The organism is Aggregicoccus sp. 17bor-14, from assembly GCF_009659535.1.
Classification (GTDB): Bacteria; Myxococcota; Myxococcia; order Myxococcales; family Myxococcaceae; genus Aggregicoccus.
Map to the genome: position 1 here is coordinate 102,806 of NZ_VJZZ01000009.1, position 16,889 is coordinate 119,694.

Below are 16,889 nucleotides of genomic sequence, written 5' to 3' on the forward strand. Positions count from 1 at the left end.
GCTCAGGGCGCGCTGACCACCAGCATCTGGCCGGGGCGCACGGCGCGGTGGTTGGAGATCTTGTTCCACCGCTTCAGGTCCTCGACGCTCACGTTGTAGCGCTGCGCCACGTTCCACAGCGTCTCCCCGGAGGCGAGCGCGTGGCGCTGCACGCGGGCGCCGGCGCTGCCGGCCGGCGCCTTCTGCGCCACCACGGTGCCGCCGCGCTCCTGCACGCTCGGCTCCGCCTTGCCGGCCGGCCACACCAGGAGCTCGCTGCCCACCTTGAGGCTGCGCTTGCGCGGCCCGAGCGAGTTCCAGCTGCGCAGCTCGTCCACGCTCACGCCGAAGCGCTGGGCGATGGTCCAGAGGCTGTCGCCGTCCTGCACGGCGTAGCTCACCCGGGTGCGCCCGTTCACCGTCTGGGTGCGGGTGGCGCCCTGCGCCACCTTGCCGCTCGCGGTCCCCGCGGGCACCTCGTCCTCGGGGCGCACGGCGGTGAGCCCGCTGCGGCGCGCCTGGGCCACCTTGCGCGCGAGCGCCGCGTCGCCCCCGGCGTCGCCGCCGCGCTTCCCGTTGGGCACCGGGATGACCAGCTCCGCGTTCACCTTCAGCGCGCGCGCGGCGCGCAGCCGGTTCACCTGGAGGATGGCCTCGGGCGCGCTGCCGTAGCGCTTGGCGATGCCGCTCAGCGTGTCGCCGCGCTTCACCTTGTGCACCTTGAAGGTGAGCCGCTCGTGGGGCGCCACCTTCGCGAAGTTCTGCGCGAAGCGCTCGCTCGAGCCCTTCGGCAGGCGCAGCACGTAGGGCTTGCTGCTGCTCGCGGGCGGGGTGCACCAGCGCTTGAGCTCGGGGTTGAGGTCCTGCACCTCCTTCACGCTCACGCCGGCCGCGCGCGCCACCACGTCCAGGTCGGTGGCGTCCGGGAGCTTCACCTCGTCGTACTGGAACACCGGCTCCTGCTGCAGCTCCGCGTCCGTGAAGCCGAAGGCCTTGGGGTGCTTGGCCATCAGCGCGCACGCGATCAGCTTGGGCACGTAGTGCTGCGTCTCCTTCGCGAGCCCCTTGCCCTCCTCGCTCAGCTGCCAGAAGTCGCTGGTGTTGTACTTGGTCATCACCCGGCGCACGCGCGCGCTGCCGGTGTTGTAGCCGGCCCACGCGAGGTACCAGTGGCCCAGCTCGTCGTGCAGGTCCTTGAGGAAGCGCGCGGCGGCGTGCGTGGCCTTGATGGGGTCACGCCGCTCGTCCACCCAGAAGTCCTGGCGCAGGCCGTACTGCTTGCCCGTGGCCTCCACGAACTGCCACGGCCCCGCGGCGTGCGCCCACGAGTAGGCGTGCGCGCTGAAGCCGCTCTCGATCATCGCGAGATAGACGGTGTCCTTGGGCAGCCCGCGCTCCTCGAGGATGGGCTGCATCACCGGCAGGAAGCGCGTGGAGCGCGCCATCCAGCTGCGGAACCACTTGCGCCCCGGGCCGCGGAAGAACTGGATGTACTGCGCCACCAGGGGCTGCATCTCCACCGGGATGTCGTAGCGGTCCTGGATCTGCTTCACGTCGAAGGTGGCCAGGTCCGTGATGGTGGGCAGCTCGCCCGGGGTCGCGTCCTCGCGCAGCGCGGGCTGCTGCAGGGCATCCAGCATCCGCTGGCGCAAGGGGTTCGCGAAGCCCAGGCGCCGCAGCGTCTGCATCACCTCGGCGCCCACCACCGCGCCCGGGTCCACCGTCGCCGCCTCCAGCGCGCGCAGCTCCTCCAGCTCCGCGCTCTCCTTCTCCACCTCCTCGCTCTCCTCGTCGTCACCCGGCTCGGAGGCGGAGCCCGAGGCCCCCGAAGCAGCCGGGGCGGCAGGGGCAGGGGTGGCCGAGAGCAGCAGCGTCTTCTCCTCGCGCGTCAGCTCCCGCATGCCGGGCGGCGGCGGGGGCATCTCCAGCTCCACCGGCTTGGGCGCGGCGGTGGAGAGGGCGAGGAGCAGGAGGGAGAGAGACGGCATGGAGATCCGGTCGGCTGCGGCCAGAAGGCCAGGAGGGCGGGAGTATTCGCCGGATTGCTAGCGGGTCAAACAGGCGACCAGCCGAGCCATTCCTGGTTCTACCGCTGCTGCCGGAATGAAAGAAGTGGACCCTGGGCGAACTCAGGGGCGCTTCGCCGCCGGCTGCCCATGGCCAGGTCCGAGCACGCGCGGCAGGTAGGTGGCGAAGTCGAAGTGCGGCGAGTTCTCCGGGTTGTGGCAGGTGACGCACACCTCCCTACCCGGGCGGCCGCGGATGTTCTGCGCCGAGGGGTCCTCCGCGTGCAGCGAGCCGGGCCCGTGGCAGCTCTCACAGCCCACGTCCTCGCGCCCCTTCACCTTGTCCAGCCGGCACACGCCGCCCGGTTGGCCCGAGCCCGTGACGTGGCAGGTGACGCAGTTGAGGTGGAACTGCTTGCCCTCGGCCTCCAGCGTCTCCCACGCGTGCGCGTGCTTGCTCGCCGTGTACACGCTGAAGGCCTCTGCGTGGCAGCTCTGGCACTCGGCGTTGCCCACGAAGGCGGCCTGGCCCTTCGCCGGCCGGGGGCAGTCCTCGCCGTGCGCCTTCGCCCAGGCGAGGTTGAGCTGGCCCACCTCCCGGTCGTACGCGGCCACGAGCGCCGCCACGCCGGCTTCCGAGGGCAGGCTGGACTCGAGCGGCAGGAAGCGCAGGGTGAAGGCGTTCTGCCCCTCGGGCCGCGGCGGCGGCTGGGTGAGCAGCTGTTGGCGGCGCTGCACCAGCTCCGCCACCTTCGCCTGCTTCAGCTTCTTCAGCTGCGGGTCCACCCCGGGCTGGTTCACGTCCGCATCCAGCAGCTCGATGCGCTGGGCGAGCCCCGCCACCTCCCGCTCCACGTCCTCCTGGCCCTTGAGGGGGCTGAAGGGCCCGCGCGCAGGGCCGTAGCTCAGGTCCACCCGCAGGAGCGAGCGCCCCTTGCTCTGCAGCTGCACCACCGGCACGCGCGCCGCCGCCCGCCGGTTCTCCTCGCCCTTGAGCTCGTCCTCGGTGTGGGTCGCGAGCACCAGGTCCGCCCGGTGGCCGGGGGCCGCCGCCGCGCGCGCCGCCGCCTCGAGCGTGCCGTGGAAGAGGGCCACCACGAAGTCCGCGCCCTGTGCCCGCGCCTGCACGGTCGACCGCTCGAGCTGCGCCGCGCTGTCCGCGCGCACGAAGGCGAGCTGCCGCCCGCCCGCGGGCAGGAGCTTCACCCCGCCCGGCGCGAGCTCCGGCAGCTTCAGCCCCTGGCGAAACGCGGCTCCCCGCGCCTCGTCCAGCTCGCCGCCCGCGCGCACCGCGAGGCCCATGCGCCGCATCGCCTCGGCCAGCGTGCGCGCCTTCTTCTCCTCCTGGGGCACCTGCGCGGGCGTGAGGCGCGCGCTGCCGAAGAGGCTGTCGCCGCCGTCCACGTAGAGCACCGGCAGGGGGCCCTTTCGCGCGTCGGCCACCTGCTGGGCCGCCCGCGCGATGCCCCCGCGCATGTTCTCGCTGCAGCCGCAGGGGGCGAGGTAGCCGCGCAGGTCCGCCGAGAGCAGCAGCACCGCGCCGGGAGCAGGGGAGGGCGGCTTCGGCGCGCTCGCCGCCAGCGCCATCCCCACCCCCAGGGCCAGCATGGCTCCGAGCCCGAGCCCGAGTGCCAGCCCCGGGCGCCTCACCAGATGATGCTCTCCACCAGCTCGTCGATCTTCTCGCCCATCGCCTCCAGGCCGTTCGCCTTGGAGAGCGAGCCGTCCGCGCCCACCTGCTCGGCGAGCCGGGTCAGCTCGTCGTCCGGCAGGCTGGAGAAGAGGATGATGGGGATGTCCTGGGTGCCGTACTCGTTCTTGAGCGTGCGGCAGATGTCCGTGCCCTTGGCCTCGGGCATGTGGATGTCCGTGAGGATGAGGTCCGGCCGCCAGCGCTGCAGCGTCTGCTCGAACTCCATCAGCGTGGACGTGGCGATCACCTCGTAGCCGCGGGCTTCGAGGACGGCCTTCTCCATGGCCAGCGTGATCTCGCTGTCGTCGATGAGCAGAATCTTGCGCTTCTCTTGCACGTCAACCTTCCTTGGCCGCCCTTCTAGCGTACCCGGCAGGGGCGCACCAACGCTTTGTGCCCGGACGCCGCGCGGGCCGCCGCCCAGTCCACATCCCGCGCGGCCTTCCCCCGCAGCCGTGCGCTTCGCGGTTGACGCGCCCCGAGCCCCCGCGCGAGGAAGCCCCCCATGCGCAGGTCCCTCCCGCTCCTCCTCTGGACGCTCCTGATCGCCCCCCCGGCGGCGCTCGCCCTCAACCCCGGCCTGGGCGAGCCCCCGGCCTCGGTCGACCGCTCCACGCCCTACGCCACCGTGACCGGCTTCAGCGCCGCCGCGCACCTGGGCGACTACGCGCGCGCCGCGCACTACCTGGACCTGGACGCACTCCCGGCCGCCGAGCAGTCGACGGAGGGGCCCCGGCTCGCGCGCCGGCTGAAGTTCGTGCTGGACCGCAAGCTGCGCGTGGGGCTCGAGACGGTGAGCAAGGACCCCGCGGGCGATCCCACCGACCCGCGCTTCGACCTGCTCGGCGCCATCCCCTTGGGCAGCAGCACCCAGGCCGTGCAGCTGCGGCGGGTGCCAGTGGCGGGCAGCGCGGGCGCGTGGGTGTTCACCGAGGACACGGTGAAGGCGATCGACGCGCTCTACGACGCGTACGGCCCTCCCTTCGGCGAGCACCTGCCCTCGGTGCTCTTCCGCACCACGGTGCTCGAGCTGGAGCCCTGGCAGTGGCTGGGGCTCGCGGTGGTGCTGGTGGGCGCCTTCGTGCTCGCGCACCTGCTCGAGCGCATCGCCATCGCCATCGCGCTGCGGCTCGCGCGCCTCACCCGCTTCACCTGGGACGACGCGGTGGTGGCCGCCGGCCGCGGCCCCCTCAAGCTGCCCTTCTTCGCGCTGCTGCTGGCCATCGGCACGCGCTTCCTCCTGCTGCCGCCCGTCTACCAGGGCGGCTCGGACCTGCTCTCGCGCTCTCTCACCATCCTCGCGGTGGCCTGGTTCGCCCTGCGCTTCCTCAAGGTGAGCGCCGAGTACGTGCAGACGCGCGTCTCGGACGAGAGCGCCGTGAAGGACCCGGGGCGCGCGCGCGGCCTGCGCACGCAGATCACCGTGCTGCGCCACGTGTTCGAGGCGGCCATCTACCTGGTGGGCGCGGCGCTGCTGCTGATGCAGTTCGAGGTGGTGCGCAACGTGGGCGTGAGCCTGCTCGCCTCCGCCGGCCTCGCCGGTCTGGTGCTCGGCCTCGCGGCGCAGAAGTCCATCGCCACGCTGCTCGCCGGCATCCAGCTCACCGTCACCCAGCCGGTGCGCCTCGGCGACTCGGTGGTCATCGAGGGCGAGTTCGGCACCGTGGAGGAGATCACGCTGAGCTACGTGGTCATCCGCATCTGGGACGAGCGCCGGCTCGTGGTCCCCATCACCCAGTTCCTCGACAAGCCCTTCCAGAACTGGAGCAAGGGCAGCCCCGGCATGCTCGGCACGGTGAACCTGCAGGTGGACTTCCAGGCGGACATCGAGGCCCTGCGCAGGGAGCTGCGGCGCATCCTCCAGGAGGAGGCGAAGGGCCTCTGGGACGGGCGCGCGCAGAGCCTCGTCGTCACCGAGGCCCTGGACCGCACGCTCACCGTGCGCGCCCTCGTGAGCACCGCCCAGGCCGGCAACAACTTCGACCTGCGCTGCCTCGTGCGCGAGCGCCTCGTCGCCTTCGTGCAGCGCCACCCCCACTGGCTGCCCTTCACCCGCACCGAGGGCCGCCAGGCCGTGGTGCCGGCAGGGGGCAGCGCACCCGCGCCGGCCGCGCCCGGCACCCCTGCGCCGCCGCGGTCCTGAGCGACCCGGGGCGCCCGGGGTGGGGGAGGGTGGGCAAGCCTTGCCCTCCTACCGCCATCCGTGAATATTGCGCACGCCTCGGACGTCGGGGGGCCGGACATCTTCGGAGAGAGAGCCACATGAACCGTGTCGCCAAGCTGGTGGGAGCCGCCCTGCTCGTGGGTGTGCTCGCCCCCCTCACCGCCGCCGCCCAGGAGCGCGGCCGCACCGACGGCCCCGAGGGCTCCGAGTACGGCAAGGGCGGCTACTCGTCCTATCGCGCCGAGGGGCCCTTCTCGGTGCGGTTCGAGTGGGGCGCCGGCGTCACCCCGAACGTGAGCGACCGCTACGACGGCCCGCCGCTCTACCTGGGCGGCACCCTCAGCTACTGGAGCGAGGACTGGATCTCGCTGGACCTCTCGGGCGCCTACCTCTTCGACGGGCAGCGCTTCGACCTCGTGGCCGGTCCCAGCTTCCACACCTGGGGCTACCGCGTGCGGTTCCACTTCGCGCTCAAGGCCGGCATCATCACCGTGCCCGACGAGAAGTTCACCGGCGACAACGGCACGCTGCGCTTCGGCATCGTCCCCGAGGTGGGCACCGACTTCATGGTGGACGAGCACGAGCACGTGTTCGTGGGGCTCGCCTACTCGCCCGACATCCCCATTGGCGGGGGCGAGGTCGCCCACCGCATCGGCCTGAACGTCGGCTATCGGTTCTAGTGAAGGGGGAGGCCCTGCCATGATCCTTCAAGCCCTCACCGTCGCCCTCGCGCTCGCGAGCAGCCAGTCCCCCCGCGTGGACACCCACGGCGCCCCGCCGCTCGAGGTGCACGCCGGCGTGCCCGTGTTCCCCAACGGCAACGCGGCCACCATCAACATCGTGCAGTGGGACGCCAACGCGCTGCCCCCCATCTACGAGCGCTCGGACCAGCTCCCGCTCACGGACGAGGAGGTGGCCAAGCTCAGCCGCGCGGGCTTCGGCGTGCCCCAGCTGGTGAAGATGATCGAGCAGCGCCGCTGCGCCTGTGACGCGAGCGCGGACGGGCTCATCCGCCTGAAGCAGCAGGGCGTGGCTCCGGACGTCATCCACGCCGTCAGCACCCACGCGCTCGCGCCCAACCGCTGGCTGGACCTGCTCGTCACGCTGGACTTCACCGGCGAGAGCCGCATCGCGCGCGAGGGCTTCCTCTACTTCTTCCTGGACGACGGCGACATCACCCGCGTCTACACCGCCAACATCCCGGAGCTGCTGCGGCGCAGCAACGCGCACGACACCATGATCGACCGCAGCGACATCATGATTGCCCACACCGTGCGCCGCATCGAGCTGCCGGGCCGCGTGCCCCTGCGCATCTACGGCAAGCACCAGCTGCTCGTCGCCGCCTCCGCGAACCCCACGCTCACCCATCCCTCGCAGCTCACCGCTGCCGAGCGGGCCAAGAGCCAGCTCTACACCTTCGACTACCCCCGCTCGAGCATCACCAGCCTGTGCCGCATCACCGCCGGCTACCGCCGCGACGAGGTGCTGGTCTACCAGTGGCACTTCAAGGGCAGCCGCCTCGAGTGCGAGTGGAACTAGGAGCAGAACGAACCATGAAGACCCGAATCCTCAGCGCCTCCTTCGCCGCCGCCGTCGCCCTCTCGCTCACCGCCTGCGGAGGCCCGCGCGCCTACACCCGCGGTACCTACGAGGACCCGAACACCATCGAGATGCTCTCGGATCAGTTCAACGAGAACGATCTGCAGCTCATCGCCAAGAAGATGGTGAACTCGCTCACCAGCTCCCAGCGCTTCGCGCAGGACGCCTCCCGCCCCATCGTGGTGGTGGGCCGCATGCGCAACAAGACCAGCGAGCACATCGACATGAGCTCGCTCGCGGACAAGATCCAGACCCAGCTCCAGCAGTCCGGCCGCTTCCGGCTCCTGGACAAGGCCGCCCGCGAGGACATCGCCGAGGAGTACGAGTACCAGGGCAGCGGCTACGTGGACCCCAACGCCGCCAAGGGCCCCGGCGCCCAGGTCAGCGCGGACTTCATCATGACCGGTGAGATCGCCTCGATCGTGCAGGAGGTCGGCCGCGACAAGCTCGTCTATTACAAGATGACGGTGAAGCTGAACGACATCAAGACGGGCATCGTCGAGTGGACGGACGAGAAGGAGATCCGCAAGAAGTTCGAGAAGAAGTCCATCGGCTACTAGCCGCCAGCCCCCCTCCCGAGCCCCCGCTCCCCATGCCGTCTCTCCCCAGCCTGCGCCGCCAGCCCCCCTGCTGGCGCGCGCTCGCGCTCGCTCTGGGCACGCTGCTGCTCTCGGGCTGCGCGGGCAACTACGTGTCCCGCACGGCCGGGGTGCGCCAGGCGTACGAGCGCGAGGACTACGCGAAGGCCATCCAGCAGCTGGACGACCTGCAGGCGAAGGAGAAGGAGAGCCCCAAGCAGCAGGACCGCCTGCTGCTCTTGATGGACCGCGGGATGGTGCTGCACGCGGCCGGCAGGTGGGCCGAGAGCATCCAGGTCCTCGCCGAGGCGGACCGGGTGGCGAGCGAGCTGGACATCACCTCCCTCTCCGAGGAGGCGAAGACGCTCGTCGCCAACGAGCGCGAGCGCGCCTACCGGGGCGAGGACTTCGAGAAGCTGATGATCTCGGTGCTCCAGGCGCTCAACTACGCGCAGCTGGGGCAGGACGAGGACGCGCTCGTCGAGGTGCGCCGGGTGAACGAGCGCCTCGAGAAGATGGTGCGCGACGAGAAGAAGCCCTACCAGCAGCTCGCCATCGCGCGCTACCTGGGCGGCATGCTCTACGAGGACCAGGGCGAGTGGGACTCCGCGTACATCGACTACGCCCGCGCGCTCGAGCTCGAGCCCGGCCTCGGGCCCCTCGCCGAGCCCGTGCTGCGGCTCGCGAAGCGGACCGGCCGCACGGACGAGTACGAGAAGCTCGTCGAGCACTTCCCCGACCTGCCCCACGCCCCGCTGGGGCCCGACGAGGGCCAGGTGGTAGTGGTGGTGGAGACGGGGCTCTCGCCGGAGAAGCAGTCCCAGGACCGCAACGCCAACGGCAGCTCGGGCGAGGGCGAGCTCATCGCGGTGCCGGTGTACGTGGACCGCGGCCTGCCGCCGCGCGCCCAGGTCTCCGTGGTCGATGCCGATGCCGGTGCCGGCCGCGGCAACGCCGAGGCGCAGACCGCCACCACCGTGACCTCCATCTCCAGCGTCGCGAAGGTGAACCTGGAGGACCGCGTCGGGCGCATGCTGCTCAAGCAGGTGGCAGGCGTGGCGGTGAAGGCGGGGCTCGCGGGCGCCGCGGGCGCGGCGACGAAGAGCAAGGAGGTGGCTGCGCTCACCTTCCTCGTGCTCAACGCCTTCAACGCCCCGGACCTGCGCTCCTGGCTCAGCCTCCCGGCCGAGTTCCAGCTCGCGCGCTTCCGCCTCCCCTCGGGAAAGCACACCCTGCAGGTGGACGTGGGCGGCCGCACCCGGAGGGTGGCGGTGGAGGTCAAGCCCCGCCGCGTCGCCACCGTCGTCGTGCGCCGGCCGTAGGCGGCGCGCTGCGTCACGCAGCCGATTGGGAAGCGGTGTCGATCTCGGGCATCGTCGCGCGTCGTCAGGGGGCGCGCGCCCCCATCGGCGCGCCCTTCCACCTGGAGCCGCAATGCACAAGCAGATCATCGTCAACCTGCCGGTCAAGGACCTGGCGAAGTCCAAGGCCTTCTTCTCCTCGCTCGGCTTCGGGTTCAACCCGAACATGTCGAACGAGCACGCGGCCATGATGGTCATCGCGGAGGGCAGCATCAGCGTGATGCTGACGAAGGAGGGCTTCTTCGAGTCCCTCACCCAGAAGCCCGTCGCGCGGGCGAAGGAGGCCAGCGAGGTGGTGGTCTGCCTGGTCTGCGAGCGCCGGGACGAGGTGGCGAGCCTCGTGGCCAAGGCGGTCGCCGCGGGCGGCCGCACCCCGCATCCGCTCGAGGATGAGGGCTTCATGGTCAGCCAGGGCTTCGAGGACCTCGATGGCCACCTCTGGAACCTGGTCTGGATGGCGCCCCAGGCCTGACCCGTTGGACTCGAGTCCAGGGTCCGCCCCCGCCGGGCCCCGGCCCCTGCCTGTCCTGCGCGCGTAGGACCTTTGGGACAGCTTGTGGCGGACCGGTTTCGTCGTGACCGTGTCCATCTCTGGACGTGCCGAGGCCCTGCCGCCGGGCCTGGCGGCGGGGTCACCGAATGGCGCGGGTGGTCGTGATCGGCGCAGGAACGATGGGGCTCGCGGCGGCCTACCAGGCCGTGCGCGAGGGCCACGAGGTGCACGTCCTCGAGGGCGCCGCTACGCCCGGCGGGATGGCGGCGCACTTCGACTTCGGCGGCCTGTCGATCGAGCGCTTCTACCACTTCGTCACCCGCGGTGACGCCGCCACCTTCGAGCTGCTGGGGGAGCTGGGCCTGGGCGACCGGCTGCGCTGGGTGCCTACGTCGATGGGCCTGTACTGCGACGGCCGGCTCCACCCCTGGGGTGACCCCCTCTCGATGCTGCGCTTTCCCGGCCTCGGGCTCATCTCGAAGCTGCGCTACGGGGTGATGTCCTGGCTCTGCGTGCGGCGCGAGCAGTGGCCCGGCCTGGACGCGCTCAGCGCGCGGGAGTGGCTCACCCGCTGGTGTGGCGCGCGCGTGTACGAGAAGCTCTGGCGGCCGCTGCTCTCGCTCAAGTTCCACGAGTACCAGGACCGCGTCTCCGCCGCCTGGGTGTGCGCGCGCATCCAGCGCGTGGGCCGCTCGCGCCGCAGCCTCATGCAGGAGGAGCTGGGCTACATCGACGGCGGCTCCCAGGTGCTCATCGATGCGCTCGTCGCGGCCATCGCCCAGGGCGGCGGCCAGCTCCACCTCTCCACGCCGGCCCGCCGCGTGGAGGTGGCGCAGGGCCACGTGCGCGCGGTCTTCACGCCGCAGGGGACCTTCGCCGCGGACGCGGTCATCTCCACCGTCCCCACGCCGCTGGTGTCGCGGCTCGTGCCTGCGCTGCCGGAGGACTGCAAGGCGCGCTACGACCGCATCCTCAACATCGGGGTGTGCTGCCTCGTGTTCAAGCTGGCGCGCCCCGTCACCCGCAACCTGTGGACGAACATCTCCGAGCCCGGCATCGACGTGCCCGGCATCATCGAGTTCTCCAACCTGCGGCCGATCTCGCCGCACATCGTCTACGTCCCCTACTACATGCCCATCACGCATCCCCGCTTCGCCTGGCCGGACGAGGCCCTGCTCGACGAGGCCTTCGCCTACCTGCGCCGCGTCAACCCGGCGCTGCGCCCGGAGGACCGGCTCGATGCGCGGGTGGCCCGCCTGCGCCATGCGCAGCCCGTGTGCGAGACGGGCTTCGGCGCGAGGCTCCCGCCGGTGCAGACCCCCATCGGGGGGCTGCAGGTGGCCGACACGAGCTTCTACTACCCGATGGACCGCTGCATCGCGCTGAGCGTGCAGCTGGGCCGCGAGATGGCGCGCGCCGTGCCCCTGGGCCTGCGGCGCCCGGAGCGCCCGGACTGGCAGGCGCCGCCGCCGCCGCGCGCGGAGGCCGGAGGCCTTTCCGCCCATGCGCCCTAGGACGCCTTACTGCGCGGAGCGCGCTGCCGCCGGCGCCAGCGCCTGCGCGCGCGGGTGCACGAGGAACAGGTACTGCTGGCGCAGGTCGTCGTGGTGCCTGAGCTCGATGGGCCTGCCGTCCGCCTGCACGCCGTCCAGCAGCCAGGTGAAGTTCGGGAGGAAGGACCCGAAGACGTAGAAGCGCGGGTGGGCCTTCATGAAGGTCTCGTAGTCCTCCACGCGCGCCCCGAAGCGCGGGCCCACCAGTGTCAGCACCCCCCGCTCCATGCTCGTGTGCCCGAGGATGCGCCGCGCCTCGCCGACGTCCGCGAGGTAGGTCAGCCGCCTGCGCAGCTCCGGCGGCGCGTAGTACGTGAGCTCCAGCAGCAGCGAGGGGTGGTTGGTGACGATGGGGATGGGCTCGCGCGCCTCGGCCTGCAGGAGCGCGAGCGCCACCTCGTTGTCGCGCTGGATCTGCCGCGCGCGCAGGAAGGAGGCGAGCTCGCGCACGCACGCGGCGCCCAGCACCAGCAGCGCGAGCACCAGGCCGGGCCGGGCCGCGCCGCCGAACAGGCGGGGCAGGGGGAGCACGGCGAGGATGCACAGGCCCAGCAGCGCCGAGAGCACGTAGCGGTCCACGTACGCGCCCGTCACGAGCGACAGCCCGTACTGGAGCAGCGGGAGCGCGGCGAAGCCCAGCACGGCCGCCCACTCGTCCGCGGGCAGCACCGGCGCGAGCCCGCGCCAGGTGACGCGGTGCAGGTGCGCCACGCGCGGCAGGCGCGCGGGCAGGGGCGCGAGGAAGGTGACGAGCACGGCGACCCCGAGCGCGAGCCCCGCCGACTTGCCGAAGTAGATGTAGAAGCGCAGCACGTCGCTCGGCCCCGCCTTCGCCCAGAAATCGTGGATGGCGCTGCGGATGCTCGCGAGCAGCGGGAGCGAGAGCGCCAGGGCCAGCGCCGGCGCGAGCAGCAGCGCGGCCCACGTCCCCCCGTCGATGCGCCGCCGTTTCAGCGACCGGACGAGCTGCCCCAGCCCGAGCGGAATCACCGTGAGCAGCGCGTAGTAGTGCGAGCCCACGGCCCCCAGCAGCGCGAGGAAGAGGCCGAGCCGCGCGAGGTGCCGTCCCCGGCCCTCGCCCAGCCGCTGCCAGCAGCAGAGCGCCGCCCCCGAGAGGCCGAGGATGAGGCCGTAGGGGCGCGCCTCGCTCGCGTAGTAGAAGTACGGGACGGTGCCGAGCAGCAGCGCTCCCGTCAGCGCGTAGCCCTGCGGGATGCGCCGGCGCAGGAAGACGTAGAGGGCGACGCCTGCCGCCAGGTACCCGAGGAGGGCCGGGAGCCGCAGCGCGACGGGGCTCGTGCCCAGCCCCTGCACCACGGCCCGCATGAGGCAGTAGTAGAGCAGGGGCAGCTGCTCTGCGCCCGTGAGCAGCGCGGTCCAGGTGTCCGCCAGGCGCGGGAAGCTCGCCATGTGGAGCGTGAACAGCTCGTCGTTCCACAGCGGCCGGGTCAGGGCGATCGCCGTGGCCCCCACGAGGTAGAGCAGCACGGCACCCAGCGCGAGCGCCTCGAAGGCGCCCCGGCGGCCGCGGCCATCCACCCGCATGGCCCCTTCGCGGTGGGCGCCGGGCTGTGCCTCCGAAGGGACGGGGGAGGGCGCCGTGTGCGCGGCCACCGGCAGCCCCCCGGCTCGCTCCTCCGCCTCGTGCGGCGCGCTAGGCACTGGCACGGGACCTCTCCTGTGTGCGGGACCGCCCGCGTGCGGCGCGCTGCAGCCCGAGCGGGAAGCGCCGCGAGAGCGCCGCGTGGACCCCGCGGCCCCAGGCGCTCCAGCTCAGCCGCTCCTCGAAGCGCACGCGCGCCTGACGGCTCAGCCGGGCGTAGCCCTCCCGGTCGCGCCACGCCGCCTCGAGCACCTGCGCGTAGGCCTCGCCGGGTGCGTCCAGCGGCAGCAGGTGTCCGTTCACGCCCTCCTCCACGACGGAGGGAACGCCGCCGGTGCGCGTGCTCACCGACGGCAGCCCGTAGGCGCTCGCCTCGCAGAACACGAGCCCCATGGCCTCGGCGCGCGTGGGGAGCAGGAGGAAGTGCGCCTCGCGCAGCAGCGCATCGAGCCGCGCCACGTCCGCGGGCACCCCCTTGTCGAGGAAGGGCACCACGCTCACGCACGCGGGCAGCGCGAGCCCCGGCGGCGGCTCGCAGCCGCACACCGTCAGGTGTGCAGGCACGCCGCGCCGGTTGAGCGCCACCACGGCGTCCAGCGCGAGCGGGCCCCCCTTGCGCTCCCAGCTCACGCCCAGGAAGAGCAGCTGCAGCACGCGCGCGGCGCAGCGGCGCTCCGGGTCCACGCGCGGGGGCGTGAGGGCGAGGTTCGCGCCGAAGGGCAGCACCTCCACGCGCTCGCTCGGGACGCCGTAGTCGCGCAGCGCGGAGTCGGCCGCCCACTGCGAGGAGTACAGCAGCAGGTCCGTGCGCCGGATGGCGCGCCGCTCGAGCGCGCGCCGCACGCGCCGCCGCCACGCCGGGCCCAGCGTGCGCGGGTAGTAGTCCTCGAAGGCCTGCCAGGTGATGTCGTTCGCGTAGACGAGCGGGAGGCGGCGCGGCACGAGCGCCGCGATGGAGGGAGAGGCCAGCACGAAGGTGACGTCGAAGCGCTCGGGCCTCAGCGCCTGCTGCGTGTGCAGCACGTACCTTGCCCGCTCACCGGCCCGCCGCAGCCACGCGCCGTGCTCCGGGGGCTGCACGAAGGCAGTGACCTCCCCCACGTGCTCCTGCAGCGCGCGCCAGGTGAAGTGCGCGAGGCCGGACCAGGCCCGCACGTCGTGCGGATCGAGCTGGCTCAGCAGCGCGATGCGGAAGGCGCGAGGCGCCATGCGGTGACCCCAGGGCGTGCCCCGGACGCTTCCCGGGAGCGGTCTGCTGAGCGTTAGCAGCGGGGCCCCCGGTGGACAGTTGTCCTCGGAGACGTGAACCCCGGGACAGGGGCCCCTGCCCGGGCCGCCCTGCCGCTGGGCAGACGGGCGACTCAGTTGCGCTGCGCGGCGAAGCGCTGCGCGAGCGCGCCGTGCAGGCTCTCGGCCCAGGCGCTCCAGTTGAGCCGCTGCTCGAAGCGCTGGCGCGACCGGTGGGAGAAGCGCGCGTAGGCCTCCCGGTCCTCCCAGTCGCGCGCGAGCACCTCGGCGTAGTCCTCCGCTCCGGCCTCCAGCGGGAGCATGCGCCCGTTCACGCCGTCCTCGATGACGGAGGGGATGCCCCCGGTGCGCGTGGTGACGACGGGCAGGCCGTAGGCGTTGGCCTCGCAGAAGGCGACGGGGGTCGCGTCCGCGCGGGTGGGCAGCAGCAGGAAGTGCGCCTCGCGCAGCAGCGCATCCAGCCGGGCGGCGTCCGCGGGCACGCGCTTGTCCAGGAAGGGCACGAGCCGCACGAAGTCCGGCACCGGCGTGCCGGCCGGCGGCGCGCAGCCGCAGAGGGTGAGGCGCGCCGGGATGCCGCGGCGGTTGAGCGCGCGCACCGCCTCGAGCGCCCACGCGCCGCCCTTGCGCTCCCAGCTCACGCCCAGGAAGAGCAGCTGCAGCGCGGCGGCGCGCGTACGCGTGCGCGGGTCGAGCGGCGGGGGAGGGTGGGGCAGGTTCGCCCCGTAGGGGATGACCGCCACGCGCTCGGGCGGGACGTCGTAGTCGCGCACGGCCGACTCGGAGGCCCAGGTGGACGAGTAGACGAGCAGGTCCGCGCGCTGCACGGCCCTGCGCTCGAGCGCGCGGCGCAGGCGCAGCTGCCAGGGGCGGCGGTAGACGGGTGGGTAGTAGCCCTCGTAGACGCGCCAGGTGATGTCCGAGGCGTACACGAGGGGGACCTGCCGCGGCACCAGGGCGCCGAGCACCGCCGCCTGCATCACGAGCACGAGGTCGAAGCGCTCGGGGCGCAGCGCGTGCCAGGTGCGCAGGGCGTAGCGCGTCAGCCGGCAGGCCCGCGCAACCAGCGCCGGGTGGACGGCGGGCGGCCGCAGGACGGTGACCGCGTTGCCGCTCTCGCGCAGCGCCTCGCAGGCGAAGTGCGCGATGCCCGAGAACGCCCGCACGTCGTGCGGGTCGTGTGTACTCACGTAGGCAATCCGGAACGAGGGCCGCGCCATGCGGACCCCAGCTACGCCGCCGCGGGCGCGGGCGCACATGGAACCCGCGTCGAACCCGCGGCCGTGCCGCCCGCCTGCTCCGCCTGCGGCCGGGCGGTGGGGTATCGGCGCCCGGGGGGGAGGGTCAAAGGGCTGGGCAGGAGGTGCGCGCTGACCCAGGGGGCCGCTCCCCCGTCGGCGGACCTGGGTGACGCGCAACCCTCCGTCTTCGCTGGTGCTGACCGGGCGCCGCAGGGGGTTCGTCCGGGGTGCGTCGGAGCCCCGCGGTGCAGGCGCGGAACTTGCTCAAGGGTGAGCGCGGCCCCGTTCACCCCCTGCCGAGCTCCATGACCCTCAGCAACCGCCTCTCGACCAAGCTCCTCCTCTCCCTCTGCAGCGTCATCACGCTCGCGCTGGGCATCCTCGTGTTCGTGGTGAGCCGGCAGTCCTCGCGCGTCGCCGAGGCGCAGGCGACCCAGACCGCCACCGAGATGGCGGGCCTCGCAGCGGAGCGCATCCACGCGCGGCTCGAGGAGGCGATGGTGCCCGCCCGCACGATCGCGCAGGCCTTCAAGGCGCAGCGCCTCGCGGGCACGCTCGAGCGGCGCTCGGCGGACGCCGTGATGCGCCAGGTGTTCGAGGAGAGCCCGCAGCTGGCCGGCGTGTGGAGCATCTGGGAGCCCAACGCCTTCGACGGCAAGGACGCGAAGTACGCCAACACCCCGGGCACCGACGCCACCGGGCGCTACCTCTCCTACTGGAACCGCGCCTCCGGCAGCACGGTGATGGAGGCGGCCGCGGACTACGAGAAGGCGGGCGCGAACGACTTCTACGCCCTGCCGAAGAAGAGCCTGCAGGAGGTCCTCCTCGACCCCTACTACTACACGACGGCGGCCGGGAAGACGCTGCTGCTCACCAGCGCCATCGTCCCCATCGTCATCGACGGCAAGTTCATGGGCGTGGTGGGCGCGGACTTCACGCTCGAGCAGGTGCAGGCGGACCTCGCCGAGGTGAAGCCCTTCGAGACCGGGCACGCGCTGCTCGCCTCCCACAACGCGGCCTTCGTGGCGCATCCCAAGGCGGAGCTGCTGGGCAAGCCCATCGGCACCGCGCCCTTCGCGGCGCTGATGGGCGACAGCCTCAGCTCCGGCAAGGGGCGCATCGGCCGGGTGCACTCGGACGTGCTGGGGGCAGAGGCGATCGAGGTGGTGGTGCCCTTCAAGGTGGGCAAGAGCACCACCCCCTGGGCGCTGGCGGTGTTCGCGCCCTTGGACAAGGTGCTGGCGCCGGCGGCGGAGCTGCGCACCTTCACGCTGGCGCTCGGGGTGCTGGCGCTGGTGGCGCTCGCGCTCGCGGTGCTGGCCGTCATCCGCCGCATCACCCGTCCGCTCGAGCGCATCTCGGCTGTGGCGG

Annotated in this window: 14 protein-coding genes; 8 read left to right on the plus strand and 6 right to left on the minus strand. The window is 72.7% G+C overall.

Annotated elements, in window-relative coordinates; genetic code table 11:
• Window positions 1-2: 2 nt before the first annotated feature.
• The 3 genes from FGE12_RS18175 to FGE12_RS18185 form a co-directional block, all read right to left on the minus strand.
• Entirely contained in the window at window positions 3-1,967 is a 1,965-nt protein-coding gene (locus FGE12_RS18175; RefSeq protein WP_153867764.1) for a LysM peptidoglycan-binding domain-containing protein, read from the minus strand.
• Window positions 1,968-2,108: 141 nt separating this feature from the next.
• Complete coding sequence (locus FGE12_RS18180; protein WP_194798021.1) at window positions 2,109-3,593, minus strand: multiheme c-type cytochrome; 1,485 nt, start codon at window positions 3,591-3,593, stop codon at window positions 2,109-2,111.
• Between the two features lie 38 nt (window positions 3,594-3,631).
• Entirely contained in the window at window positions 3,632-4,015 is a 384-nt protein-coding gene (locus tag FGE12_RS18185; protein WP_194798022.1) for a response regulator, read from the minus strand.
• Window positions 4,016-4,183: 168 nt separating this feature from the next.
• On the opposite strand from FGE12_RS18185, the gene FGE12_RS18190 reads away from it, so the two are divergent.
• The 7 genes from FGE12_RS18190 to FGE12_RS18220 all read left to right on the plus strand — a co-directional run bounded on the left by FGE12_RS18190 (window position 4,184) and on the right by FGE12_RS18220 (window position 11,387).
• Complete coding sequence (locus tag FGE12_RS18190) at window positions 4,184-5,821, plus strand: mechanosensitive ion channel family protein (protein ID WP_153867765.1); 1,638 nt, start codon at window positions 4,184-4,186, stop codon at window positions 5,819-5,821.
• 119 nt (window positions 5,822-5,940) lie between these two features.
• Complete coding sequence (locus tag FGE12_RS18195; protein WP_153867766.1) at window positions 5,941-6,522, plus strand: hypothetical protein; 582 nt, start codon at window positions 5,941-5,943, stop codon at window positions 6,520-6,522.
• Between the two features lie 19 nt (window positions 6,523-6,541).
• Window positions 6,542-7,381, plus strand: a complete 840-nt coding sequence (locus tag FGE12_RS18200; protein ID WP_153867767.1) for a hypothetical protein — start codon at window positions 6,542-6,544, stop codon at window positions 7,379-7,381.
• Between the two features lie 14 nt (window positions 7,382-7,395).
• The gene (lpoB, locus tag FGE12_RS18205; RefSeq protein WP_153867768.1) at window positions 7,396-8,001 is read left to right on the plus strand and encodes a penicillin-binding protein activator LpoB; all 606 of its coding nucleotides are present in this window, start codon (window positions 7,396-7,398) and stop codon (window positions 7,999-8,001) included.
• Window positions 8,002-8,033: 32 nt separating this feature from the next.
• A complete protein-coding gene (locus FGE12_RS18210) occupies window positions 8,034-9,341 on the plus strand; it encodes a COG3014 family protein (RefSeq protein ID WP_153867769.1) in 1,308 nt (435 codons plus the stop codon).
• Window positions 9,342-9,453: 112 nt separating this feature from the next.
• Window positions 9,454-9,852 (plus strand): VOC family protein, encoded by a 399-nt coding sequence (locus tag FGE12_RS18215; RefSeq protein WP_153867770.1) that lies wholly within the window; start codon window positions 9,454-9,456, stop codon window positions 9,850-9,852.
• 167 nt (window positions 9,853-10,019) lie between these two features.
• Complete coding sequence (locus FGE12_RS18220; RefSeq protein ID WP_153867771.1) at window positions 10,020-11,387, plus strand: NAD(P)/FAD-dependent oxidoreductase; 1,368 nt, start codon at window positions 10,020-10,022, stop codon at window positions 11,385-11,387.
• Window positions 11,388-11,393: 6 nt separating this feature from the next.
• Here FGE12_RS18220 and FGE12_RS18225 read toward each other — a convergent pair whose 3' ends face one another.
• The 3 genes from FGE12_RS18225 to FGE12_RS18235 all read right to left on the minus strand — a co-directional run bounded on the left by FGE12_RS18225 (window position 11,394) and on the right by FGE12_RS18235 (window position 15,497).
• A complete protein-coding gene (locus tag FGE12_RS18225) occupies window positions 11,394-12,971 on the minus strand; it encodes a glycosyltransferase family 39 protein (protein WP_153867772.1) in 1,578 nt (525 codons plus the stop codon).
• Window positions 12,972-13,080: 109 nt separating this feature from the next.
• Window positions 13,081-14,238, minus strand: coding sequence for a glycosyltransferase family 4 protein (locus FGE12_RS18230; RefSeq protein ID WP_153867773.1), 1,158 nt, complete (start codon window positions 14,236-14,238; stop codon window positions 13,081-13,083).
• A gap of 152 nt (window positions 14,239-14,390) precedes the next feature.
• Window positions 14,391-15,497 carry a glycosyltransferase family 4 protein gene (locus FGE12_RS18235; RefSeq protein ID WP_194798023.1) on the minus strand — a complete coding sequence of 369 codons (1,107 nt, stop codon included), beginning with the start codon at window positions 15,495-15,497 and terminating at the stop codon, window positions 14,391-14,393.
• A gap of 326 nt (window positions 15,498-15,823) precedes the next feature.
• Between FGE12_RS18235 and FGE12_RS18240 the strand changes: the two genes are divergently transcribed.
• Window positions 15,824-16,889, plus strand: a 1,066-nt coding sequence (locus tag FGE12_RS18240) for a cache domain-containing protein (RefSeq protein WP_228530892.1), incomplete at its 3' end; no start/stop codon positions are given.